The sequence below is a fragment of the Pseudomonas halotolerans genome, from assembly GCF_039581215.1.
Taxonomy (GTDB): Bacteria; Pseudomonadota; Gammaproteobacteria; order Pseudomonadales; family Pseudomonadaceae; genus Aquipseudomonas; species Aquipseudomonas tehranensis.
On sequence record NZ_JBCNTJ010000011.1, the window covers coordinates 145,244 to 168,590 of the forward strand.

A 23,347-nucleotide genomic window follows, 5' to 3' on the forward strand; every position below is an offset into this window, starting at 1 on the left:
GCCGAATCGTGTGCCGGCGCTTTGGGGCCAGCATATGCCTCGGTGCATTGGCGACCGGGTGCAAAAACGACAGGGGAATTGCCGAAAGCGTCAATCCACGACAAAGGGCTATGAGCGGGCCACCCTGCCCGTCTGTTCTTTACCCGACGCTTGCGCCAGAATCCGCCGCATCACTGGCTTTCACTGAACTCGAGCGGCAACGCAATGAAATCAATCCTCCTGGCTTTGGCCCTGATCAGCACCGTCGCCCACGCGACCGAAGACACCGAACACAACCCCTGCGATGCTGTGGAAAACGACGTCCAGACCCTGGCCTGCTCGGCCTACGGCAAAGCCGCCGCCGAACAACTGCTTGCCGACAACCTGCAGAGCCTCAACGAACGCCTGCAAACCCTCTACGCCGACGACAAGGCCCAGCTCGACGACATCACCCGCAAAATCAGGACAGCCCAGCAACTCTGGCAAAAACAACGCGACGCCGACTGCGCCATCGCTGCCTTCCCGGCCAAACCCGGCAGCGAAGCCTACAAAATCGCCGAAAACGACTGCCTGGCCCAGATGAGTGATGACCGGTCGGAGTTTTTGGAGTCGATTGGGCAGGAGTAACGTGGAGCTGTAAGCTGCACGTCACCACCGAGCAAAGAGATTCACATGAAAATCTGCGGCATCGAAATCAAAGGCAGCGAAGCGATCATCGCCGTTGCCTCGCTGGATCAGCAGGCGTTGACTCACATCGCGCTGAACACCAAGAAAATCGCCCTGGACGACGATGACGAAGCCACCAACGTCAAGGCGTTTTCCGCTCAGGTGCGGGCGTTCGTGGTGGATAACGGTATCGAGCACATCGCTATCAAGAAGCGCAGCAAGAAAGGCGAGTTCGCCGGCGGACCGACCACGTTCAAGATCGAGGGGGTTTTCCAGTTGCTGGAGGGCTGCGAGGTGACACTGCTGTCACCGCAGACCATCAATGCGCAGAGCAAGAAACACGACTTCGCCTTGCCAGCGACGCTGAACAAATATCAGCATGAAGCGTACAAAGCGGCATGTTCGGCGTTGGTGAAAAAATAACGCCTACCTGTGGCGAGGGAGCTTGCTCCCGCTGGGCCGCGAAACGGACCTGAACCTCGCACCCTGGTGTGTCAGGTTGATTGAATGGATGACATTGGGCTACTTCGCAGTCTGCGGGAGCAAGCTCCCTCGCCACGGGATGTATTTCCGGGTTCAATGCTGCTTTCGATAGCCCTTCAACCAATCCGCAAACGCTTTATCCTCCAGCGCATAACCACCACGATTGGACTTCCACACCAGTTCCTTGTCACGCAGGGCATCGATGCAGGATTGGATGGTTTGAGTGCCGGGCACGACTTCGCTTCCCATACTGCTAAGCACCTTGCCCACAGCTTCCAACGTTGAATCGGTGAAGGGCGCAAAGGGCTCGTTGTTTTGCGAGCGCTCGGCCATGACCTGCAACACTGCCCGTTGTGGCACCGTCAGGGCATTCCAGGCGCTTTCAAATTCGGTCCAGACGCCGGCGCGCAGCATTTCGGCGCTGCTGCGCAGCAATTCGCCCAAATGACTCGCTTCCCCCAGTTCCAGGGCAATTTCGCCGATGACGCTGCGCAACATTTCAGGGCGGCGCCCCACCAGCTCAAATGCCTGGTCGAGGTCATCAGCATTGAACTGGTTGGTTTGGGCCAGATGAGCGTTCAAATGGGCGGCATAGGCTTTGGTGAACTCTTTGCCCAGCAGTGGGAATGGCGTGATGCTGGAACCATAGAAGGGTTGATTGCGGCTGAGTACCAGGCGAGCGAGTTTGTCGCGATTGGAGCCGGTGAACACCAGGCGCAGGCCGCTGGTAGCGTCTTCACGCCCCTGGTTGAGCTGATCGCGGGCGGCCTTGAGGCCGAACATCGCATTGACCCCGGCCTCGGTGGTCAACGCATGCTGGGCTTCGTCGATCACCAGCACCACGGTTTTATCGGCAGCGCTGTGCAATAACTCCAGCGCCTGGGTCAGCGTTGCCCCTTCAGGCAGTTGCGGCAGGCTGAAATCCCAGGACAACGTGCGCAAGAAGCTGAGTTTGTCGATGCCCATGGACTTGGCCAGCTTGCGAATGCCCTTTTCATAAGGCACCAGCGCTGCGGCAATAGCCGAGGCTATCAGGTCGGCAGGGTCTTTTTCCTTGTTGGCCCACAGGTCGACGTAAACAGCGAGCCAGCCACGCGCCTCGCATTCGGGAATTAAGTCTTCGCGCAGGAAGGTACTTTTTCCAGTACGTCTCGGAGCGGCCAGGAACAGGCCTGAGGTGTAATCCTGGATCCCGGCGCCGACCAGCCCATCGACAATATTGCGAGCCAGATCTGGGCGCCGAAAGATAAAACCGGGGTGCTTGGACATGGTTTTATACTCAATTATGGCGACAGGTATAATTTATAGTCGCGAGTATAATTGAGTATAAAAGCCTGTCAAACCACCTCCCGCCCATCCCCTTGGCGCCGCCGATCTTCCCGTGGGCACCGTTCAAACCTCGCTCGATAACTGCGAGTGAAATACGACGGTGACTCGAAACCGCAGGCGATGCTCACTTCCAGCACACTCATGTCGGTCTGGCGCAACAGCTGCCGGGCCTTTTCCAGGCGCAGGCGCAGGTAGAAGTTGCTGGGAGTGTCATTCAGGTGCAGGCGGAACAGGCGTTCGAGCTGGCGGCGGGTGACGTTGATGGATTCGGCCAGGGCCAGGGTGCTCAGAGGCGGTTCACTGTGGGTTTCCATCTCACCAATGACGTGCACCAGTTTCTTGTTGCGCACGCCATAGCGGCTGGCAATTTCCATGCGCTGGTGGTCTTTGCGCGGACGGATGCGGCCGAGCACGAATTGTTCGCTGACCTCAATCGCCAGTTGCGGGCCATGGGCCTGGCCGATCAGGTCCAGCATCAGGTCGATGGACGCGGTGCCGCCAGCGCAGGTGATGCGCCGGCGGTCAATTTCGAACAATTCCTGGGTCACACTCAGCTGTGGATAAGATTCCTTGAACGCCTCGATCGCTTCCCAGTGCAGGGTTACGCGATGCCCTTCCAGCAGCCCCGCCTCGGCCAGGACCACGCTGCCGGTGTCGATGCCACCCAGGGTTACGCCCTCGCTGTCCAGCCGATGCAGCCAGCGCTCCAGCGCCGGGGTCACGAACTTGAGCGGTTCAAACCCCGCTACCACCCAGAGGGTCGCGCCTTTCTTCAATGGCTCCAACGCGGCATCGGCGTTGACCGACATGCCATTGCTTGCCAGCACCGCCCCGCCATCGGCGCTCAACACATGCCAGCGGTACAACTCACCGCGAAAGCGATTGGCGACTCGCAACGGTTCGATGGCCGAAATGAAACCGATGGCCGAAAAACCCGGCATCAACAAGAAGTAGAAATCCTGGGACATGAATCGCACTCGGTTGACGGGTAGCGTACGGTCCTTGATACGCCACAGGTCGCCGCAGTGCAAGAGCGAGTCGCCGCTGTGCGTTTTGCCGGCGGGCCGGCTGCGTAACTTGGCATCACCGGTGCGCAGATGCCGGAACCCATAACAAAGACTGCCGAGGAACCCGACATGAAACGACTGATCAGCTCCTGCGTTCTTGCACTCAGCACTTCCACCTTCCTGAGCTCCGCTGCGATGGCGGCCGATCCCGCCGCGTGCCAGAACGTGCGCCTGGGCGTGGTCAACTGGACCGATGTCATCGCCACCAGCGCCATGACCCAAGTGTTGCTCGACGGCCTCGGCTACCAGACCAAACAGACCAGCGCCTCCCAGCAAATCATCTTCGCCGGCATCCGTGACCAGCGCCTGGATATGTTCCTGGGCTATTGGAACCCACTGATGACCCAGACCATCACCCCGTTCGTCGAGGCCAAACAGGTCAAGGTCCTGGAACAACCCAACCTCAAGGACGCCCGCGCCACCTTGGCCGTGCCGACTTATCTGGCCGACAAGGGCCTGAAGACTTTCGCCGACATTGCCAAATTCGAGAAAGAACTGGGCGGCAAGATCTACGGTATCGAGCCAGGCTCCGGCGCCAATACCCAGATCAAGGCGATGATCAGCAAGAACCAGTTCGGCCTGGGCAAGTTCCAGTTGGTGGAGTCCAGCGAGGCCGGCATGCTCGCGGCGGTGGACCGCGCCGTGCGGCGCAATCAAGCTGTGGTGTTCTTTGGCTGGGCGCCGCACCCGATGAACGTCAACGTGCAAATGACCTACCTCACCGGCAGCGAAGACGCTCTCGGCCCGAACGAAGGCATGGCCACCGTATGGACCGTCACCGCCCCGGACTACGCCCAAAGATGCCCGAACGTCAGCCGCCTGCTGAGTAACCTGACGTTCACCGCCCAAGACGAGAGCCGGATGATGCAGCCACTGCTGGATCACAAGGACCCGCTCGAATCGGCCAAGCAATGGCTCAAGGATCATCCGCAAGACAAGCAGCGCTGGCTCGAAGGCGTCACCACTTTCGATGGCAAGCCTGCCGCCGACAACCTGAAACTGACCAGCAACTGAACAAACATCATCCATCTGCGCAGCGCCAATCGGCTGCGCAGTGACTCATCACGCCTGTAAGGAACCCGCACCATGAACCACGACGTCATCATCACCTGCGCACTCACCGGTGCTGGCGACACGACCGCCAAAAGCCCGCATGTACCGGTCACCCCGAAACAGATCGCCGCGGCCGCCGTCGAAGCCGCCAAGGCCGGCGCCACGGTGGTCCACTGCCACGTGCGCGACCCGCAGACCGGCAAGTTCAGCCGTGACGTGGCGCTGTACCGCGAAGTGATGGAGCGCATCCGAGAGGCGGACGTGGACATCATCGTCAACCTCACCGCCGGCATGGGCGGCGATCTGGAGATCGGCGGCGGCGAAAACCCCATGGAGTTCGGCCCCAATACCGACCTGGTAGGCCCGCTGACCCGCCTGGCCCATGTCGAGGAGTTGCTGCCGGAAATCTGCACCCTGGATTGCGGCACCCTGAACTTCGGTGATGGCGACACCATTTACGTTTCCACCCCGGCGCAACTGCGGGCCGGGGCCAAGCGCATCACCGAACTGGGGGTCAAGGCCGAGCTGGAGATCTTCGACACCGGCCACCTGTGGTTCGCCAAACAGATGATCAAGGAAGGCCTGCTGGACAACCCGCTGTTCCAGCTCTGCCTGGGCATCCCGTGGGGGGCGCCGGCCGATACCACCACGATGAAAGCCATGGTCGACAACTTGCCGGCGGACGCCGTGTGGGCCGGCTTCGGCATCGGCCGCATGCAAATGCCGATGGCGGCCCAGGCCGTGCTGCTGGGTGGCAACGTGCGGGTGGGCCTGGAAGACAACCTGTGGCTGGACAAAGGCGTGCTCGCCACCAATGGCCAACTGGTGGAACGCGCCAGCGAAATCCTCAGCCGCCTCGGCGCCCGCGTGCTTACCCCGGCCGAGGGGCGCAAGAAAATGGGCCTGACTCAGCGCGGCTAAACCGAACCTGCACTTGGATCTGTTGTGAAGGCAGATTCATGTACGCCACAGAACCATTGTGGGAGCGGGCTTGCTCGCGAAGACGGCATTCCTTTCGAAGGAAATCCATCGGATGTACCGGCCTCTTCGCGAGCAAGCCCGCTCCCACAGGGATTACCTAACTGTTGGGAAAAATCACCATGAGCTTCATCACCGACATCAAGACCTTCGCCGCCCTGGGCAGCGGTGTAATCGGCAGCGGCTGGGTCAGTCGCGCCCTGGCCCATGGCCTGGACGTTGTGGCCTGGGACCCGGCGCCGGGTGCCGAGGCGGCGCTGCGCAAGCGCGTGGCCAACGCTTGGGGCGCGCTGGAGAAACAAGGCCTGGCACCCGGCGCCTCCCAGGATCGGCTGCGTTTTGTCGCAACCATCGAAGAATGCGTGCGCGATGCCGATTTCATCCAGGAAAGTGCCCCCGAGCGCCTGGAGTTGAAGCTCGAGCTACACGGCCAGATCAGCGCCGCCGCCAAGCCCGATGCGTTGATTGGTTCCAGCACGTCGGGGCTACTGCCGAGCGAGTTCTATGCAGGCTCCACCCACCCGGAACGCTGCGTGGTCGGACACCCGTTCAACCCGGTCTACCTGTTGCCGCTGGTGGAAGTCGTCGGCGGCAAAAACACCGCACCCGAAGCGGTACAGGCCGCAATGCAAGTGTACGAATCCCTCGGTATGCGCCCCTTGCATGTGCGCAAGGAAGTCCCTGGTTTCATCGCCGACCGGCTGCTCGAAGCGCTCTGGCGCGAGGCGCTGCACCTGGTCAACGACGGCGTGGCCACCACGGGGGAGATCGACGATGCCATCCGGTTTGGCGCCGGGTTGCGCTGGTCGTTCATGGGCACGTTCCTGACTTACACACTGGCCGGTGGCGATGCCGGAATGCGCCACTTCATGGCTCAATTCGGTCCCGCGTTGCAGTTGCCGTGGACCTACCTGCCGGCGCCGGAGCTGACCGAAAAACTGATCGATGACGTTGTGGACGGGACCAGCGCGCAACTGGGCAGCCACAGCATTTCTGCCCTGGAGCGCTATCGTGATGATTGCCTGTTGGCGGTGCTGGAGGCGGTGAAGACCACCAAGGCCAGGCATGGCATGACCTTCACCGAATAACCCCTTGTGGGAGCGGGCTTGCTCGCGAAGAGGCCAGTACATCCGCCAAACATTCTGCGGTAGATACACCGTCTTCGCGAGCAAGCCCGCTCCCACATGAACCTCATCCTTAAGCTGGATCTTGCTCATGCCCACCCTCACCACCTACCAAACCCGCATCCTCCCCGAATGGGTCGATTACAACGGTCATCTGCGCGATGCCTTTTACCTGTTGATCTTCAGCTACGCCACCGACGCCCTGATGGATCAGTTGGGCATGGACAGCCAGAACCGCGAAGCCAGCGGCCACTCGCTGTTCACCCTCGAACTGCACTTGAACTACCTGCACGAAGTGAAGCTCGACGCTCAGGTCGAGGTGCGCACACAGATCATCGGCCACGACGCCAAACGCCTGCATCTCTACCACAGCCTGCACCTGGTCGGCGGCGAAAAGGAACTGGCCGGCAACGAGCAGATGCTGCTGCACGTCGACCTGGCCGGCCCGCGCTCGGCGCCCTTCACCGAACAGACCCTGGGCAAGCTCAAAGCCTTGCTCACGGAACAATCCGACCTGTCGCCGCCGGCCTACATCGGTCGGGTCATCGCATTGCCACCGGCCCGATAAAACCCGAACAGGAGATCGCCATGAACACCGCCGCCGCTTTTGCCGACTTCCGCCGTTACCCCCTGATCTGTGGATTGACCGCAGTGACGCCCTTGACCGATCGAGTGCAGGTCACCTGGGCCGACGGTCGGATCAGCCCCTTCCATCACCAGTGGCTGCGGGACAACTGCCCGTGCCCGCAATGCGTCTACACCGTGACCCGCGAGCAGGTACTGGAAATCGTCGATGTACCAGAAGACCTGGCCCCCGGCGCGACCCGTCTGGACAGTGAAGGCTGCCTGTGCGTGGATTGGCAGGACGGCCACCCGAGCCGCTTCGACCCGGGCTGGCTGCGCGCCCATGCCTACGATGACCAGTCCAGGGCTGAACGCCTGGCGAGCAAACCCAAGCGCCAGCTCTGGCAGCACGACCTGCAACTGCCGGTGTTTGATTATCAGGCGCTGATGGACGACACCGACACGTTGCTGCAATGGCTGCTGGCGGTGCGCGACATCGGCCTGACCCAAGTGCGTGGCGTACCCACCGAACCCGGCTCACTGAAACTGATCGCCCAGCAGATTTCGTTCATCCGCCAGAGCAACTTCGGCGTGCTGTTCAACGTGCAATCCAAGGCCGATGCCGACAGTAACGCCTACACCGCTTTCAACCTGCCGCTGCACAGTGACCTGCCCACCCGGGAGCTGCAACCAGGACTGCAGTTTCTGCATTGCCTGGTGAATGACGCCGAGGGCGGCGAGAGCATCTTTGTCGATGGTTTTGCCATCGCCGAGGCGCTGCGCCAGGAAGACCCCGAGGCCTTTGCCGCGCTGTGTGAAATCCCGGTGGAATTTCGCAACAAGGACCGCCACAGCGATTACCGTTGCCTGGCGCCCATCATCGCGCTCGATGCCCTGGGACAGGTCTCGGAAATCCGCATGGCGAACTTTCTGCGCGGGCCGTTCGACACCTCGGTCGAGCAGATGCCCAGGTTGTATCGCGCCTACCGCCGCTTCATCGCCCTGACCCGCGAGCCGCCATTTCGCTTGATGCAAAGGCTTGAACCCGGTCAGTTATGGTGCTTTGACAACCGCCGCACCCTGCACGCCCGCAATGCCTTCGACCCGGCCACCGGAGCCCGGCATTTCCAGGGATGCTACGTGGATCGCGATGAGTTGTTGTCGCGGATTCTGGTGTTGCAGCGGTAGACCGTGTAACGGCCATTCGCGAGCAAGCCCGCTCCCACAGGAGTCCGCGTTCCCATGTGGGAGCGGGCTTGCTCGCGAAAAATGGTCTGTCGGCCCCTCCTTTACCACCTGATTCACCCAGGCAAAAAAATCCCCGATCAAGCCGTGACTGGATCGGGGCAGTTGCGTTACTGGAGGAGCTGTTGCGCGAGGGTGACCAAACCGTCGTGATTCAGCTTGGGGCCAGTGTGCCCAGTCCGGGACAGCGCGAGTTAGCCGAAAACGACCTGCTCATAGGTATCCGGGCCATGTCGACAGTTTGCCCTTGCCGCCGCTTCGGGCCGCTACCAGAATCGAGTCACGACCCCAATCCCTGAACAAGGAAAAGCGTCATGATGCACGCCGATTTGATCGACCAGGAAGACCTGCTGGGCCAGCTCAAGGCCCTGGGCCTCCAGATACCCAGCGGTTCCACTGCCGAACAGGCCTGCGAGTGTGCGGTGCGCGGGCTGGACACGGCCCGCGCCAATGAGTTGCGCATGATGGTCAGGAATATGTACACCAGCAGCGCCACCATCCTGCCCGCCGTGCGCCGGGCGATTGATCTGCAGCTGCTGCCGGCTTTGGCCGAGTATCAGAAAAACCAGAACGCCTGACCCTGTGGCGAGGGAGCTTGCTCCCGCTGGACTGCGCGTAGGAGCTGCCGAAGGCTGCGATCTTTTGATCTTTCGCTCAGGACTCAATTGTCTGGGAAAAGATCGCAGCCTCGTTGCACTCGACAGCTCCTACACCGCAGCCCAGCGGGAGCAAGCTCCCTCGCCACAAAAGCGGCTAGAGCCTCACACTGGCAAACGTCGACTCATTACGCGCCTGGCTCAACGCCGACAGTGGCCCGGACAGTGGCGACAGCACCAACGCCTGGGGCAGCGGCATCATCGCCACCTGTTGCGCGGTGTTGGAGCCGACGCGCTCGTCGCGCGGCGGAATGCCGAAGTATTCGCGGTAGCACTTGGAGAAGTGCGGCGTGGAGACGAAGCCGCACACCGACGCCACTTCGATGATCGACATCGGCGTCTGCTTGAGCAGTTGCCGCGCCCGGATCAGCCGCAGCTTTAAGTAATAGCGCGACGGCGAGCAATGCAGGTATTTCTGGAACAAGCGCTCCAGCTGACGCCGGGAGACGGCGACGTACACCGCCAGTTCGTCCAGGTCGATCGGCTCTTCGAGATTGGCTTCCATCAGCGCGACGATTTCCTGCAACTTCGGCTGATTGGTGCCAAGCATGTGCTTGAGTGGCACGCGCTGGTGATCCTGCTCGTTGCGAATGCGCTCATAGACAAACATTTCGGAGATCGCTGCCGACAGCTCGCGGCCGTGATCGCGGCTGATCAGGTGCAACATCATGTCCAGTGGCGCGGTGCCGCCGGAACTGGTGAAGCGGTTGCGGTCGAGGGTGAACAGGCGGGTGCTCATCGATACCCGCGGAAAGGCTTCCTGCATTGCTGCCAGACACTCCCAGTGCACACTGCAATCGAAACCATCGAGCAGGCCCGCGCAGGCCAAGGCCCAACTGCCGGTGCAGACCGCGCCGAGGCGCCGGGACTGACGGGCCTGGCTTTGCAGCCATGACACGTGTTCACGGGTGACGGTGCGCTGGATGCCAACACCGCCACACACAATGACGGTGTCAATGGGCGGCGCTTTGTGCATGGAAGCGTCCGGCGTGATTTGCAAGCCATCACTGGCCCAGACCTGGCCGCCATCAACGGTGAGGGTGGTCCAGCGATACAGCTCACGACCGGACAGCTGGTTGGCCATGCGTAGCGGTTCTACCGCGGACGCCAGGGAAATGAGCGTAAAATTGTCCAGCAGCAAAAAGCCGATGGATTGAGGCGCACGGTTCTGGGATTGAGCCCCTGAGTTGGACGTCGTCATCGCGGTATCTCCTCACACAAAGCAAGTGATGGCCTCAGGCGGAGGCTCTTTTTATTGGTTGTTGCCCTCGGTCTCTACACAGCAGACGGGCTTTACATCGATAGAGCAATTGCCATGCCTAAATTGAATGCCTGTTCAATAAATCCTGAAAACGACATCGCGCCCAGTCTAAATAAGGCACGCGATGAGTGTGGGTTATAGGTGCCATCAGTGGCGGCAGACACCCGCCACAGCAGGCCGTGAGCAGAACGGTAGCACTTGTGGGAACTGGGCTGCGCCACTTGCGCAACAAGTATCACCGCAGGTGCGAATGACGAACGGTTGAGGAACAACCAGGGGTGAGTCCGACAAACGGTGTCATGTCTGTTTGCGACGCGCTAAAAGGTGGCGCGTGGGGGGATCGGTGTGCATTTTGTGAGCGATATGCGATCTGCTCTGGCGAGCAGATCAGCACTCCACCGCACTGACCGCCAGTCCACCACGCGATGTCTCTTTATATTTGTCATGCATGTCGGCGCCGGTGTCGCGCATGGTGCGGATCACCCGGTCCAGGGAGATGAAGTGCTGGCCGTCTCCGCGCAGCGCCATCTGCGCGGCGTTGATCGCTTTCACCGCCGCTATCGCATTGCGCTCGATGCACGGCACCTGCACCAGACCACCCACCGGATCGCAGGTCAGGCCGAGGTTGTGTTCCAGACCGATTTCCGCCGCGTTACACAATTGCTCGGGGGTCGCGCCAAGGATCTCCGCCAGACCAGCGGCGGCCATGGCGCATGCCGAGCCCACTTCCCCCTGGCAACCGACTTCGGCGCCGGAAATAGAGGCGTTCTTTTTGCACAGGATTCCCACTGCCGCCGCGCCGAGAAAATAATCCACCACGTTGGCGTCGGTGACCGCTTCGCTGAATTTCATGAAGTAATGCAGCACCGCCGGAATGATGCCCGCCGCGCCATTGGTCGGCGCCGTCACCATGCGTCCACCGGCGGCGTTTTCCTCGTTGACCGCCAGGGCGAAGAGGTTGACCCATTCCATGGCACTCAGGGTCGAGCCGATGACATTGGGTTTGTTCAGCTCTTGCAAACTGCGGTGCAACTTGGCTGCTCGCCGGCGCACATTCAAACCGCCGGGCAGAATGCCCTCGTGCTTGAGACCTTGCTCGACGCAGTCCTGCATCGCCCGCCAGAGTTTCATCAGGCCGCTGCGGATTTCCTCCTCCGAGCGCCAGATCTTTTCGTTGGCCATCATGAGCTCGGCCACCCGAAGGTTGTGGGTGCGACATAAGTGGAGCAGTTCTTCGGCGCTGGAAAAATCGTAAGGCAACTCGGTGGCATCCAGATCCACCACGCCGCTGGACGCCTGCGCCTGATCGACGACGAAGCCGCCGCCCACTGAATAGTAGGTGTCACGGTGCAATTCGCCGTTGCCACCTTCGGCCACCAGTGTCATGGCATTGGGATGGAACGGCAGGTTTTCGTCTATCAGACGCATGTCCCGGGACCAGATGAAAGGCACAGGCAGACGACCGTCCAGCAGCAGGGTCCGGGTCTCGCGCAACAGCTCGATGCGCGTACCAATCAGTGACGGATCGATTGCGTCCGGCCACTCCCCCATCAGGCCCATGATCACGGCGTTGTCACTGCCGTGGCCGATGCCAGTGGCTGACAGGGAACCGTAAAGCTGAACTTCCAGGCGCGTTACTTGTTCCAAAACTCCCAGTTCACCTAAACGCTGCACAAACAGCGCCGCAGCGCGCATGGGTCCCACGGTGTGGGAACTGGACGGGCCGATACCGATTTTGAACAGGTCGAACACGCTGATTGCCATTGCCGAGAACCTCCAGAACAGGCACATCCGGGCGCAAAAGCGCCCGGTGGCGGAGCTGCTACGCTCAACGCCGGGATGCCCGCATCATCCGGCTTTTGCCTAGGCGTTCGACGTCTGACACCGACGCAATCATGCCCATCGACGTCGCCTGCGCCCGGCCCCGGTTTTACGACGTTTTTTGCGTATCAGAGGCCAGCCAAGGGCGAAAAAAATCTGTAAACGACGTCACTGACACTGGATGCGACCCTCCCTGTACTGGATACGACGCACCCTGTAGGCGACAGATTTGCACTGGTACATGATCGGTTACGGCTCGTTTGCAAGGCCGCGTGTCAGAGAGTGCTCACGCGCCCCCAACCGCAACATCCAAACAAAGCGCGGATGTCCTTGAACGTACACCGCCGATAAAACACCAGGAGTCCACCCATGAAAGGTTCCACGCCGTTGTTGTTGGCCGCCATGCTGAGTCTTCCGATGCTGGCCAACGCTGCAGAACCCGCGCAGTGCAGCACCGTCAACTTCTCCGATGTCGGCTGGACCGACATCACCGTGACCACCGCCACCACCAGCGTGGTACTCGAGGCCCTGGGCTACAAAACCAAGACCACCATGATTTCCGTACCGGTGACCTACAAGTCCCTGGCCGACGGCAAGAACATGGATGTGTTCCTCGGCAACTGGATGCCGACGATGGAAAACGACATCAAGGCCTACCGCGAAGCAGGCACCGTAGATACGGTGCGGGCTAACCTGGAGAACGCCAAGTACACCCTGGCGGTGCCCGAAGAGCTCTATAACAAAGGGCTGAAGGATTTCGCCGACATCGCCAAGTTCAAGAAGGAGCTGGACGGCAAGATCTACGGCATCGAACCGGGTAACGACGGCAACCGTCTGATCCAGAGCATGATCGACAAGAACGCCTTCGGCCTCAAGGACGCCGGCTTCAAGATCGTCGAGTCCAGCGAAGCGGGCATGCTGTCACAGGTCGATCGCGCTGAGCGCCGTAGCACCGCCGTGGTGTTCCTGGGCTGGGAACCGCACCCGATGAACACCCGCTTCAAAATGAAATACCTCACCGGTGGAGATGAGTACTTCGGGCCGAATTTCGGCCAGGCAACCATCTACACCAATACCCGCAAGGGTTACGTGCAGGAGTGCAGTAACGTGGGTCAGCTGTTGAAGAACCTGGCCTTCACCCTGGACATGGAAAGCACGCTGATGGGCAACGTGCTTGACGACAAGATGAAGCCTGACGCGGCCGCCAAGGCCTGGCTGAAGAAAAACCCTCAGGTACTCGATACCTGGCTCGCCGGCGTGACCACCATTGACGGTAAACCTGGCCTGGAAGCCGTGAAAGCCAAGCTCGCGCAGTGATGCTTTTATGCCGGGCGGGTTCGCTCGCCCGGGCTGTTTATTCCTTGCATGCGGATGTTCACTACCATGCTGATTGATCAGAAAATACCTTTGGGCCAGTACATCGCGGGCTTTGTCGATTGGTTGACGCAACACGGCGCCAACACATTCGATGCCATCGCCATGTCACTGGAAACGATGATTCACGGCGTGACGTTTGCGCTGACCTGGTTCAACCCGTTTGCCCTGATTGGCCTCATCGCCTTGCTGGCGCATTTTATCCAGCGCAAATGGGGCCTGACCGTCTTCGTTATCGCCGCGTTTCTGCTTATCCTGAACCTGGGTTACTGGCAGGAAACCATGGAAACCCTGGCTCAGGTGCTGTTCGCGACCCTGGTCTGTGTTTTGATCGGCGTGCCGCTGGGCATTGTTGCCGCGCACAAGCCGTTGTTCTACACACTGATGCGTCCGGTACTCGATCTGATGCAGACCGTACCGACCTTCGTTTACCTCATTCCTACCCTGACCCTTTTCGGGCTGGGTGTGGTCCCCGGTCTGATCTCGACGGTGGTGTTCGCAATTGCCGCGCCCATCCGCTTGACCTACCTGGGTATCCGCGACGTTCCGGACGAACTGATGGACGCTGGTAAAGCCTTCGGCTGCTCCCGTCGCCAGTTACTGTCACGTATCGAACTGCCCCATGCGATGCCCAGCATCGCGGCCGGTATCACCCAATGCATCATGCTGTCGTTGTCGATGGTGGTGATCGCTGCACTGGTGGGTGCCGACGGCCTGGGCAAACCCGTGGTCAACGCACTGAACACCGCTGATATCGCCCTGGGCTTTGAAGCAGGCCTGGCGATCGTATTGCTGGCAATCATGCTCGACCGAATCTGCAAGCAACCCGACGCCAAAGTAGGGGGTGACGCATGAGCATAATCCGCTTCGAAGAGGTCGACGTGATCTTCTCCAAAGATCCACGTGAAGCCCTCAAGCTGCTCGACCAAGGCATGACCCGCAACGAAATCCTGAAGAAGACCGGGCAGATCGTCGGCGTGGAAAAAGCCAGCCTGGACATCGAAAAAGGCGAAATCTGCGTACTGATGGGGCTTTCCGGCTCCGGCAAATCCAGCCTGCTGCGTTGCATCAACGGCTTGAACACCGTCAGTCGCGGAAAATTGTTCGTCGAGCATGAAGGCCGGCAGATCGACATCGCCTCCTGCACCCCGGCCGAACTGAAGATGATGCGCACCAAACGCATCGCCATGGTGTTCCAGAAGTTCGCCCTGATGCCCTGGCTGACGGTGCGCGAGAACATCAGCTTCGGTCTGGAAATGCAGGGCCGGCCGGAAAAGGAACGCAAGAAGCTGGTGGATGAAAAACTTGAGCTGGTGGGCCTGACCCAGTGGCGCAACAAGAAACCTGACGAGCTGTCCGGCGGCATGCAGCAACGGGTCGGCCTGGCCCGCGCCCTGGCGATGGACGCCGATATCCTGCTGATGGACGAACCCTTCTCGGCCCTCGATCCCCTGATCCGCCAGGGCCTGCAGGACGAATTGCTGGAATTGCAACGCAAGCTGAGCAAGACCATCGTGTTCGTCAGCCATGACCTGGACGAAGCCCTGAAGCTGGGCAGCCGGATCGCAATCATGAAAGACGGCCGGATCATCCAGTACAGCAAGCCGGAAGAAATCGTACTGAACCCAGCCGACGATTACGTGCGCACCTTCGTCGCCCACACCAACCCGCTCAACGTGCTCTGTGGCCGTAGCCTGATGCGCACCCTGGACAACTGCAAGCGCATCAACGGTTCGGTGTGCCTGGATCCGGGCGGCGACTCCTGGCTCGATCTGGCCGAAGGCAACACCATCAAGGGCGCCCGGCAAAATGGCGCCGCGCTGGACCTGCAAAACTGGGCCCCAGGCCAAGCCGTCGAAGGCCTGGGCCGTCGTCCGACCTTGGTGGATTCCAACATCGGCATGCGCGATGCGCTGCAGATTCGCTACCAGACCGGCAACAAACTGGTGCTGCACGATAACCAGCAGGTCGTCGGGATTCTTGGCGACAGCGAGCTGTACCACGCACTGCTTGGCAAAAACCTGGGCTAAGCGAAACCGACAAAAACGCCGCGAGATGATTGCGGCGTTTTTGTTTGCAGGGTACTGAATGCTGACAAGCTTGACCTGGGGCGCAGATACCTGTGGCGAGGGGATTTATCCCCGCTGGGCTGCGAAGCAGCCCCAGAGCCAGGTGCGCCGGTGTGTCAGACAACATGAGGTTGCCGCTTTTTGGGGCTGCTGCGCAGCCCAACGGGGATAAATCCCCTCGCCACAACAGTATTCCAGCTATCAATGCGAGTTTGGCCTCTACACAAACCAACGAGTGTTATAAAGACATCCCGAAAAAGTCCTCGCCCCCTGTTCTGCGGGTTTTCATACCTGAAATCCCGACAAACAGCGATGACTTGTCATAGAACTTTGTTTTTGTTGATTGAACGTTCAATTAAAACAAAATAGACTGGCCTTCATTCCGATAGACCCCACTCGTCCATCGGATGGCCTAAGGAGATGTACCAGATGCCCAAGGTCGGTATGCAACCCATCCGCCGCCAGCAATTGATCGAAGCCACTATGCAAGCGGTCGATCAGGTCGGGATGGGGGACGCCAGCATTGCGCTGATCGCTCGTTTGGCCGGTGTCTCCAACGGCATCATCAGCCATTACTTCAAGGACAAGAATGGCCTGATCGCGGCCACGGCCCAGTACCTGATGAGTGTCCTGAGCGAGAACGTCACCGCACGCCGTCAGGCGTTGGAGGACCCAAGCCCACGGGCTCACCTGCAGGTGATCATCGAAGGCAACTTCGACGCCAGCCAGGTCAATGGCCCGGCAATGAAAACCTGGTTGGCCTTCTGGGCCACCAGCATGCACCACCCGTCTTTGCACAGGTTGCAGCGGATCAACGATCACCGTCTGTATTCCAACCTGTGTTGCCAGTTCCGCCGCGTGTTGCCCCTCGATGAGGCACGCAGCGCGGCACGGGGCCTGGCCGCGTTGATTGACGGTTTGTGGCTGCGCGGGGCGCTGTCGGGAGACGCGTTCGATACCGCCCAGGCACACCGGATCGCTTACGAATACATGGATTTCCAACTGGCCAAAACAGGCGCGCCAGAGCACACAGAACCGCTCGGTGCCTGAACCGCCGCCGACCCGCGTAGTCAGCTGTAGAACGACACGCCCCGGTGGCCAGCCAACCACTCATGCACTTGCGAGGACTTTATGGCCCGTTTCGAACTGCAAAAACTCTACATCGATGGCGCGTACAGCGATGCCAGCGGCGACGCCACTTTCGAAGCCATCAACCCTGCCAACGGTGAAGTGCTCGCCCAGGTGCAGCGGGCCACGAAAGAAGACGTCGAGCGCGCCGTGGTCAGCGCCGAAAAGGGCCAGAAAGTCTGGGCCGCGATGACCGCCATGCAGCGTTCGCGCATTCTGCGTCGCGCCGTGGACATCCTGCGTGAGCGCAACGATGAACTGGCCGCCCTGGAAACCCTCGACACCGGCAAGGCCTACTCCGAAACCCGCTACGTGGACATCGTCACCGGCGCTGACGTGCTGGAATACTACGCAGGCCTGGTGCCCGCCATCGAAGGCGAACAGGTGCCACTGCGCACTACTTCGTTCGTCTACACCCGTCGCGAGCCCTTGGGCGTGGTAGCCGGCATCGGCGCGTGGAACTACCCGATCCAGATCGCATTGTGGAAATCGGCACCGGCCCTGGCAGCCGGCAACGCGATGATCTTCAAGCCCAGCGAAGTCACCTCGCTGACCACCCTGAAACTGGCCGAGATCTACACCGAAGCCGGCGTTCCAGCGGGTGTGTTCAACGTGCTGACTGGCAGCGGCCGTGAAGTCGGCACCTGGCTGACCGAGCACCCGCGCATCGAGAAAATCTCTTTCACCGGCGGCACCGACACCGGCAAGAAAGTCATGGCCAGCGCCTCGAGTTCGTCGCTCAAGGATGTGACCATGGAACTGGGCGGCAAGTCGCCGCTGATCATCTTCGACGACGCCGACCTGGATCGCGCCGCCGACACCGCGATGATGGCCAACTTCTACAGCTCCGGCCAGGTCTGCACCAACGGCACCCGCGTGTTCGTGCCGAGCCACCTCAAGGCGGCTTTCGAAGCCAAGATCGCCGAGCGTGTGGCGCGCATCCGCATCGGCAATCCAGAAGATGAAAACACCAACTTCGGGCCGCTGGTGAGCTTCGCCCACATGGAAAGCGTGTTGGGCTATATCGAAAAAGGCAAAGCCGAAGGCGCGCGCCTGCTGTGCGGCGGCGGTCGTTTGACCGACGGTGAACTGGCCAAGGGAGCATTTGTGGCCCCGACCGTATTCACCGATTGCACCGACGATATGACCATCGTGCGCGAAGAAATCTTTGGTCCGGTGATGAGCATCCTCACCTACGAAACCGAAGAAGAAGTGATCCGCCGCGCCAACGACACCGACTTCGGCCTCGCCGCGGGCGTCGTGACCCGCGACCTGAACCGCGCCCACCGCGTGATTCATCAGCTCGAAGCCGGCATCTGCTGGATCAACGCTTGGGGCGAATCGGCCGCCGAAATGCCGGTCGGCGGTTACAAGCAATCGGGCGTGGGCCGCGAGAACGGCATCAGTTCGCTGAACAACTTCACGCGCATCAAATCGGTACAGGTCGAACTGGGCGAATACGCGTCGGTGTTCTGATCTGACATGAGGCCTTGAGTGAACGCCGTTGTGGCGAGGGGATTTATCCCCGTGGGGCTGCGTAGCAGCCCCTCCCCAAGCCCCCCCATTCTTCAGACAAACCCAGTCGCTGATTTACGACTGCTGCGCAGCCGCACGGGGATAAATCCCCTCGCCACAGGTTGCTCGGCGTCAAGGCAAACCGCGACCTGAACCCAATTCAAAGGAGGGTGCATTTCATGTCCCACGTATTCGATTACATCATCATCGGCGCCGGCTCGGCCGGTAACACCCTGGCCACCCGCCTGACCGAAGACGAAGGCGTCACCGTCCTGCTGCTCGAAGCCGGTGGGCCGGACTACCGCCTGGATTTCCGCACGCAAATGCCGGCCGCCCTGGCGTTCCCGCTGCAGGGTCGTCGCTACAACTGGGCCTACGAGACCGACCCGGAGCCGCACATGAACGGCCGCCGCATGGAGTGCGGTCGCGGCAAGGGCCTGGGCGGTTCTTCGCTGATCAATGGCATGTGCTACATCCGCGGCAACGCCCTGGACTACGACAACTGGGCCAAGCTGCCCGGCCTGGAAGACTGGACCTATCTGGATTGTCTGCCGTATTTCCGCAAAGCCGAAACCCGCGACATCGGTCCGAACGATTACCACGGCGGCGACGGTCCGGTCAGCGTGACCACGCCCAAGGCCGGTAACAACCCGCTGTTCCACGCCATGGTCGAAGCCGGCGTGCAGGCCGGTTACCCGCGTACCGACGACCTCAACGGCTACCAGCAGGAAGGTTTTGGTCCAATGGACCGTACCGTCACGCCCAACGGTCGCCGCGCCAGCACCGCGCGCGGTTACCTGGATGTGGCCAAGAAGCGCTCAACCCTGACCATCGTCACCCATGCCCTGACCGACAAGATCGTGTTCGAAGGCAAGCGTGCGGTCGGCGTGCGTTACCTCGTGGGGGCTGCCGAAGAGCACGTCGAGGCCCGGGCGCGCAAGGAAGTGCTGCTGTGTTCCGGCGCCATCGCTTCGCCGCAGATCCTGCAACGCTCCGGCGTCGGCCCGGCCAAACTGCTGGAAAGCCTCGACATCCCGGTGGTCCATGACTTGCCGGGCGTTGGTGAAAACCTCCAGGACCATCTGGAGCTGTACCTGCAATACGCCTGCACCCAGCCGGTCTCGCTGTACCCATCGCTGCTCTGGTACAACCAGCCGGCCATCGGTGCCGAATGGCTGTTCAACGGCACCGGCATCGGCGCCAGCAACCAGTTCGAAGCCGGCGGTTTCATCCGCACCCGCCCGGACTTCGATTGGCCGAACATCCAGTATCACTTCCTGCCGGTGGCGATTAACTACAACGGCAGCAACGGCGTGAAGGAACACGGTTTCCAGGCACACATGGGCTCCATGCGCTCGCCCAGCCGTGGCCGGATCCAGGCCAAGTCCAAGGACCCGCGCCAGCACCCGAGCATCCTGTTCAACTACATGGCCACCGAGCAGGACTGGCAGGAGTTTCGCGACGGCATCCGCCTGACCCGCGAGATCATGCAGCAGCCGGCGCTTGACCCGTTCCGTGGCCGCGAAATCAGTCCAGGCATCGACGTACAGACGGACGAGCAATTGGACCAGTTCATCCGTGACCACGCTGAAACCGCTTTCCATCCGTCCTGCTCGTGCAAGATGGGCACCGACGACATGGCGGTGGTGGACGGCGAAGGTCGCGTGCATGGCATGCAAGGGCTGCGCGTGGTCGATGCCTCGATCATGCCGATCATCACCACCGGCAACCTGAATGCGCCGACGATCATGATCGCCGAGAAAATCGCCGACAAGATCCGTGGCCGCCAGCCACTGCCACGCAGCACCGCGCCGTACTACGTAGCCGGCGACGCGCCGGTGCGCGGCAAGCCGATGCGGGAAGTGGGGCCGCTGGCGCAGTAAGACATCGCACCGCCATCGCGAGCAAGCTCGCTCCCACAGTGGATCTGCGGCGGACACAGATCTTGTGCCCGACATCCGTCAACTGTGGGAGCGGGCTTGCTCGCGAAAGCGGTGGGTCAGCTTGCAACAATGTTGGATGTACCGCCGTCTTCGCGAGCAAGCCCGCCCCCGCAATGGGTACGGCGGCCGGCACGGATTCCGTGCTTACCGAAGATCCAATGTGGGAGCGAGCTTGCTCGCGATAGCGTCCCCCCTGACACTCCAGTATTCCCTTCCACCTTGATCCCACCCCCACCCCAGGCCTAATCTAGAGCCGCCGCGCCAATGCGCCACACCTCGCTGCATCGCCACTCCAGACAAGGAGGTTTCATGTTCGACTTCCACCCCCGCCTCAAGCAGCGTTTTGCTGCCTTGCGCACGGGTGCTGAATTCTTTTCCCTGCGTTACGTGCGCGAATCCGGCCAGCATTTGTCGGTGCGCAAGAACATTGCCGAGCCGCCCAGTCTGGGCCGTGACGAAGGGGCGATGCTCACCGTGCGGGTCGACGGTGTCGAGGCCTATGCCGCCACCAACGACCTGTCCCAGGCCGGCCTGCAAATAGCCCTTGAGCGGGCCGAACAACAAGCCCGCCGGCTCAAGCCACACGCCCTGCTCGACTTGCGCGAGCAGGCGGTCTCCAGCGACCGCGCCGACTACTTCTCGCCTCACTTCGACCAGGTGTTCCCGTCCCTCAACGATTGCTATCAGTTACTGGGTGACGAATCCGCCGCGGTGCCCAAGGATGAGCGTCTGGTGAACTGGCAGGTCAGCATCGGCCTGACCCAGGTCGAGCAGATCTACCTCAACAGCGCTGGCGCCGAACTGCGCCAGGCCCAACGTTTTGTTTATCCGGCCCTGGACGTCACCGCCTTCGACGGCAACGACAGCCAGACCCGCACCCTGGGCCGTGAGAACTTCGGCCAGCAAGGCGGTTTCGATGTCATCCACCGCTGCGGCCTGATCGGTGCTGCACCGAAGATCGCTGACCAGGCCCTGCAATTGCTCCTGGCGCCGAACACCCCGCAAGGCCCGCGTGACCTGCTGTTGATGCCCGACCAGATGATGCTGCAGATCCACGAGTCCATCGGTCACCCGCTGGAACTGGACCGCATTCTGGGGGACGAGCGTAATTACGCCGGCACCAGTTTCGTCACGACCGGCGACTTCGGGCACCTGCAATACGGCTCCAAGTTATTGAACGTGACCTTCGACCCGAACGTTCCCGAAGAACTGGCCAGCTACAGCCATGACGACGACGGCACCGCCGCCAGCAAAGAGTATCTGATTCGTGAAGGGCTGTTGCTGCGCCCGCTGGGTGGTGCGCTGTCGCAATTTCGCGCAGGCCTGAGCGGCGTCGCCAACAGCCGCGCCTGTGGCTGGAATCGCCCGCCCATCGACCGCATGGCGAACCTGAACATCGAGCCCGGCGACCAATCGTTGGAGCAACTGATCCAGGGCATCGAACACGGCGTGCTGATGCGCACCAACCGCTCCTGGTCCATCGACGATGCCCGCAACAAATTCCAGTTCGGTTGCGAGTGGGGCCAATTGATCGAAAACGGCGAGCTTAAGGGCGTGGTGAAAAACCCCAACTACCGGGGCATTTCCGCGCAATTCTGGAAAAGCATGCGGGCGGTGGGCGACGCCAGTACCGCCCAGGTCCTGGGCACGCCAAACTGTGGCAAGGGCGAACCGAACCAGGTCATCCGCGTCGGCCATGCCTCACCGGCCTGCGTGTTCAGCAACATTGATGTGTTTGGGGGAGATGCCTGATGAGCACCATCAATAATCAGGCCGAGGCCTTCAAGGCATTGGTCGACTGGCTGCGCGAAGCCCTGCATGAGCCGGAACAGTTCACCCTCGGCTACGCCGCCGAATCCTCGGCCTTCGTGCGCTTCAACCACGGCAAGGTCCGCCAGGCCGGGCAGGTGCAACAGGCCAATGTCAGTTTCAAACTGATCGCCGACGGCCGCCATGCGGATCTGCAGATCACCTTGTCCGGCGACCCCGAGACCGACCTGCAACGCTTGGCCGAAGGCCTGCAACAACTGCGCGAAACCTTGCCGCTGCTGCCCGCCGATCCCTACCTGCTGCTCAACGCCGACCACTGGCAGAGCAACAATGTGCAGGATCATCCATTGCCCGAGATGGAACAGGCCGTTACCGAAATCACCCGCGCCGCCGAAGGCCTGGACCTGGTGGGGTTCTACGCCGCCGGCCCCATCAGCCGTGGTTTCGCCAGTTCTTCGGGGGCGTTCGGCTGGCATCAGGCCAACAGCTTCAACTTCGATTTCAGCCTGTTCCATGAAAACGGCCAGGCGGTAAAAGCCAGCTACGCCGGGCACGAATGGAGCAGCGAAGGCTTTGCCAGGCGCTTTGAACAGGCCCGCGAGCAGTTGGCGTTTTTGGGCCGCCCCTTGCGCACACTGCCGCCCGGCGAATACCGCGCCTACCTGGCGCCGGCCGCGTTGGAAGAGATCATGGGCATGCTCAGCTGGGGCGGGTTTTCGGCCCGGGCGATTGCCAGCAAGCAAAGTCCGTTGCAGAAGTTCTACGCGAACGAAGCAAGCTTGAGCCCCGATGTGTGGCTGAGTGAGCAGGTCAGCGGTTCTTTGAGCCCAGCGTTTTCCGACGAAGGTTATCCGCGCGATGACTTGGGCCTGATCGTCAAAGGCCTGGCCAGCGCACAGTTGGTCAATTCCCGCAGCGCTGCCGAGCACGGCCTGAACGCCAACGGCGCCAGCAGTTACGAATACCCCACGGCGCTGGTGATGAACCAAGGCCAGCTCGAGCAGCAAGACATCCTCGAACACCTCGGCACCGGGCTGTACATCAGCAACCTCTGGTACTTGAATTACTCGGACCAACCGGCCGCGCGCCTGACCGGCATGACCCGCTTCGCCACGTTCTGGGTCGAGAACGGCCAGATCGTCGCGCCGGTCAGCACCATGCGTTTCGACGACAGTGTCTACAGTCTGCTCGGCTCACAACTCGAAGGCCTGAGCCGGGAGCGGGAACTTCTGCTCTCGGCCAGCACCTACAGCCAGCGGGCTACGGCTTCGATGCTGTTGCCGGGGGCGCTGGTCAAGCGTTTGACTTTGACGTTGTAAAGC

20 protein-coding genes are annotated in these 23,347 nt (G+C 61.1%); 16 read left to right on the forward strand and 4 right to left on the reverse strand.

Annotated features, from left to right (window positions below; translation table 11 throughout):
* Positions 1 to 204: 204 nt before the first annotated feature.
* Together AAIS01_RS16450 and AAIS01_RS16455 are read left to right on the forward strand one after the other, a co-directional pair.
* Positions 205 to 606, forward strand: a complete 402-nt coding sequence (locus AAIS01_RS16450; RefSeq protein ID WP_343469787.1) for a lysozyme inhibitor LprI family protein — start codon at positions 205 to 207, stop codon at positions 604 to 606.
* Between the two features lie 45 nt (positions 607 to 651).
* On the forward strand, positions 652 to 1,068 hold the full coding sequence (locus AAIS01_RS16455; protein WP_343469788.1) for a DUF3010 family protein: 417 nt from the start codon (positions 652 to 654) through the stop codon (positions 1,066 to 1,068).
* A 153-nt stretch (positions 1,069 to 1,221) separates the two neighbouring features.
* Here the strand turns inward: AAIS01_RS16455 and AAIS01_RS16460 are convergent, their stop codons facing one another.
* On the reverse strand, positions 1,222 to 2,397 hold the full coding sequence (locus tag AAIS01_RS16460) for an AAA family ATPase (RefSeq protein ID WP_343469789.1): 1,176 nt from the start codon (positions 2,395 to 2,397) through the stop codon (positions 1,222 to 1,224).
* A 68-nt stretch (positions 2,398 to 2,465) separates the two neighbouring features.
* Entirely contained in the window at positions 2,466 to 3,425 is a 960-nt protein-coding gene (locus AAIS01_RS16465) for a GlxA family transcriptional regulator (protein ID WP_092400716.1), read from the reverse strand.
* 168 nt (positions 3,426 to 3,593) lie between these two features.
* Here AAIS01_RS16465 and AAIS01_RS16470 point away from each other — a divergent pair, with 168 nt between their 5' ends.
* The 6 genes from AAIS01_RS16470 (at position 3,594) to AAIS01_RS16495 (ending at position 9,066) form a co-directional block, all read left to right on the forward strand.
* On the forward strand, positions 3,594 to 4,538 hold the full coding sequence (locus tag AAIS01_RS16470) for a choline ABC transporter substrate-binding protein (protein WP_343469790.1): 945 nt from the start codon (positions 3,594 to 3,596) through the stop codon (positions 4,536 to 4,538).
* 72 nt (positions 4,539 to 4,610) lie between these two features.
* Positions 4,611 to 5,498, forward strand: a complete 888-nt coding sequence (gene cdhC / locus AAIS01_RS16475; RefSeq protein WP_047230374.1) for a 3-dehydrocarnitine:acetyl-CoA trimethylamine transferase CdhC — start codon at positions 4,611 to 4,613, stop codon at positions 5,496 to 5,498.
* A gap of 179 nt (positions 5,499 to 5,677) precedes the next feature.
* Complete coding sequence (locus AAIS01_RS16480) at positions 5,678 to 6,643, forward strand: L-carnitine dehydrogenase (RefSeq protein WP_343469791.1); 966 nt, start codon at positions 5,678 to 5,680, stop codon at positions 6,641 to 6,643.
* Between the two features lie 127 nt (positions 6,644 to 6,770).
* Entirely contained in the window at positions 6,771 to 7,247 is a 477-nt protein-coding gene (locus tag AAIS01_RS16485) for a thioesterase family protein (RefSeq protein WP_343469792.1), read from the forward strand.
* A gap of 20 nt (positions 7,248 to 7,267) precedes the next feature.
* Positions 7,268 to 8,431 (forward strand): gamma-butyrobetaine dioxygenase, encoded by a 1,164-nt coding sequence (locus AAIS01_RS16490; protein WP_343469793.1) that lies wholly within the window; start codon positions 7,268 to 7,270, stop codon positions 8,429 to 8,431.
* Between the two features lie 371 nt (positions 8,432 to 8,802).
* Positions 8,803 to 9,066, forward strand: a complete 264-nt coding sequence (locus AAIS01_RS16495; RefSeq protein WP_186658138.1) for a hypothetical protein — start codon at positions 8,803 to 8,805, stop codon at positions 9,064 to 9,066.
* A gap of 175 nt (positions 9,067 to 9,241) precedes the next feature.
* Here the strand turns inward: AAIS01_RS16495 and gbdR are convergent, their stop codons facing one another.
* Positions 9,242 to 10,345 carry a choline metabolism transcriptional regulator GbdR gene (gbdR, locus tag AAIS01_RS16500; protein WP_256230985.1) on the reverse strand — a complete coding sequence of 368 codons (1,104 nt, stop codon included), beginning with the start codon at positions 10,343 to 10,345 and terminating at the stop codon, positions 9,242 to 9,244.
* A 447-nt stretch (positions 10,346 to 10,792) separates the two neighbouring features.
* Complete coding sequence (locus AAIS01_RS16505) at positions 10,793 to 12,169, reverse strand: L-serine ammonia-lyase (protein ID WP_343469794.1); 1,377 nt, start codon at positions 12,167 to 12,169, stop codon at positions 10,793 to 10,795.
* 426 nt (positions 12,170 to 12,595) lie between these two features.
* Here AAIS01_RS16505 and AAIS01_RS16510 point away from each other — a divergent pair, with 426 nt between their 5' ends.
* The 8 genes from AAIS01_RS16510 (at position 12,596) to AAIS01_RS16545 (ending at position 23,344) form a co-directional block, all read left to right on the forward strand.
* Positions 12,596 to 13,543 (forward strand): choline ABC transporter substrate-binding protein, encoded by a 948-nt coding sequence (locus AAIS01_RS16510; RefSeq protein ID WP_343469795.1) that lies wholly within the window; start codon positions 12,596 to 12,598, stop codon positions 13,541 to 13,543.
* A gap of 66 nt (positions 13,544 to 13,609) precedes the next feature.
* Positions 13,610 to 14,455, forward strand: coding sequence for a choline ABC transporter permease subunit (gene choW / locus AAIS01_RS16515; RefSeq protein ID WP_343469796.1), 846 nt, complete (start codon positions 13,610 to 13,612; stop codon positions 14,453 to 14,455).
* Positions 14,452 to 15,630, forward strand: a complete 1,179-nt coding sequence (gene choV / locus AAIS01_RS16520) for a choline ABC transporter ATP-binding protein (protein WP_214912543.1) — start codon at positions 14,452 to 14,454, stop codon at positions 15,628 to 15,630. Before choW ends, choV begins: the two co-directional genes overlap by 4 nt.
* A 468-nt stretch (positions 15,631 to 16,098) precedes the next feature.
* On the forward strand, positions 16,099 to 16,719 hold the full coding sequence (betI, locus tag AAIS01_RS16525; protein WP_343469797.1) for a transcriptional regulator BetI: 621 nt from the start codon (positions 16,099 to 16,101) through the stop codon (positions 16,717 to 16,719).
* A gap of 81 nt (positions 16,720 to 16,800) precedes the next feature.
* Positions 16,801 to 18,273, forward strand: coding sequence for a betaine-aldehyde dehydrogenase (gene betB, locus AAIS01_RS16530; protein WP_343469798.1), 1,473 nt, complete (start codon positions 16,801 to 16,803; stop codon positions 18,271 to 18,273).
* 218 nt (positions 18,274 to 18,491) lie between these two features.
* Positions 18,492 to 20,195 (forward strand): choline dehydrogenase, encoded by a 1,704-nt coding sequence (betA, locus tag AAIS01_RS16535; protein WP_343469799.1) that lies wholly within the window; start codon positions 18,492 to 18,494, stop codon positions 20,193 to 20,195.
* A 369-nt stretch (positions 20,196 to 20,564) separates the two neighbouring features.
* Positions 20,565 to 22,007, forward strand: coding sequence for a TldD/PmbA family protein (locus AAIS01_RS16540; RefSeq protein ID WP_343469800.1), 1,443 nt, complete (start codon positions 20,565 to 20,567; stop codon positions 22,005 to 22,007).
* The gene (locus AAIS01_RS16545) at positions 22,007 to 23,344 is read left to right on the forward strand and encodes a TldD/PmbA family protein (RefSeq protein ID WP_343469801.1); all 1,338 of its coding nucleotides are present in this window, start codon (positions 22,007 to 22,009) and stop codon (positions 23,342 to 23,344) included. Before AAIS01_RS16540 ends, AAIS01_RS16545 begins: the two co-directional genes overlap by 1 nt.
* Positions 23,345 to 23,347 lie beyond the last annotated feature (3 nt).

Excerpts from the sequence above, each read along its gene's own strand:
- AAIS01_RS16505 (WP_343469794.1), bottom strand. The coding sequence starts at position 12,169 with ATGGCAATCAGCGTGTTCGACCTGTTCAAAATCGGTATCGGCCCGTCC.
- AAIS01_RS16455 (WP_343469788.1), top strand. The coding sequence starts at position 652 with ATGAAAATCTGCGGCATCGAAATCAAAGGCAGCGAAGCGATCATCGCC.
- betB (WP_343469798.1), top strand. The coding sequence starts at position 16,801 with ATGGCCCGTTTCGAACTGCAAAAACTCTACATCGATGGCGCGTACAGC.
- AAIS01_RS16495 (WP_186658138.1), top strand. The coding sequence starts at position 8,803 with ATGATGCACGCCGATTTGATCGACCAGGAAGACCTGCTGGGCCAGCTC.
- AAIS01_RS16460 (WP_343469789.1), bottom strand. The coding sequence starts at position 2,397 with ATGTCCAAGCACCCCGGTTTTATCTTTCGGCGCCCAGATCTGGCTCGC.
- AAIS01_RS16480 (WP_343469791.1), top strand. The coding sequence starts at position 5,678 with ATGAGCTTCATCACCGACATCAAGACCTTCGCCGCCCTGGGCAGCGGT.
- cdhC (WP_047230374.1), top strand. The coding sequence starts at position 4,611 with ATGAACCACGACGTCATCATCACCTGCGCACTCACCGGTGCTGGCGAC.
- gbdR (WP_256230985.1), bottom strand. The coding sequence starts at position 10,345 with ATGACGACGTCCAACTCAGGGGCTCAATCCCAGAACCGTGCGCCTCAA.
- AAIS01_RS16545 (WP_343469801.1), top strand. The coding sequence starts at position 22,007 with ATGAGCACCATCAATAATCAGGCCGAGGCCTTCAAGGCATTGGTCGAC.
- AAIS01_RS16490 (WP_343469793.1), top strand. The coding sequence starts at position 7,268 with ATGAACACCGCCGCCGCTTTTGCCGACTTCCGCCGTTACCCCCTGATC.
- AAIS01_RS16450 (WP_343469787.1), top strand. The coding sequence starts at position 205 with ATGAAATCAATCCTCCTGGCTTTGGCCCTGATCAGCACCGTCGCCCAC.
- choW (WP_343469796.1), top strand. The coding sequence starts at position 13,610 with ATGCTGATTGATCAGAAAATACCTTTGGGCCAGTACATCGCGGGCTTT.
- choV (WP_214912543.1), top strand. The coding sequence starts at position 14,452 with ATGAGCATAATCCGCTTCGAAGAGGTCGACGTGATCTTCTCCAAAGAT.
- betA (WP_343469799.1), top strand. The coding sequence starts at position 18,492 with ATGTCCCACGTATTCGATTACATCATCATCGGCGCCGGCTCGGCCGGT.
- AAIS01_RS16485 (WP_343469792.1), top strand. The coding sequence starts at position 6,771 with ATGCCCACCCTCACCACCTACCAAACCCGCATCCTCCCCGAATGGGTC.
- AAIS01_RS16510 (WP_343469795.1), top strand. The coding sequence starts at position 12,596 with ATGAAAGGTTCCACGCCGTTGTTGTTGGCCGCCATGCTGAGTCTTCCG.
- AAIS01_RS16465 (WP_092400716.1), bottom strand. The coding sequence starts at position 3,425 with ATGTCCCAGGATTTCTACTTCTTGTTGATGCCGGGTTTTTCGGCCATC.
- betI (WP_343469797.1), top strand. The coding sequence starts at position 16,099 with ATGCCCAAGGTCGGTATGCAACCCATCCGCCGCCAGCAATTGATCGAA.
- AAIS01_RS16470 (WP_343469790.1), top strand. The coding sequence starts at position 3,594 with ATGAAACGACTGATCAGCTCCTGCGTTCTTGCACTCAGCACTTCCACC.
- AAIS01_RS16540 (WP_343469800.1), top strand. The coding sequence starts at position 20,565 with ATGTTCGACTTCCACCCCCGCCTCAAGCAGCGTTTTGCTGCCTTGCGC.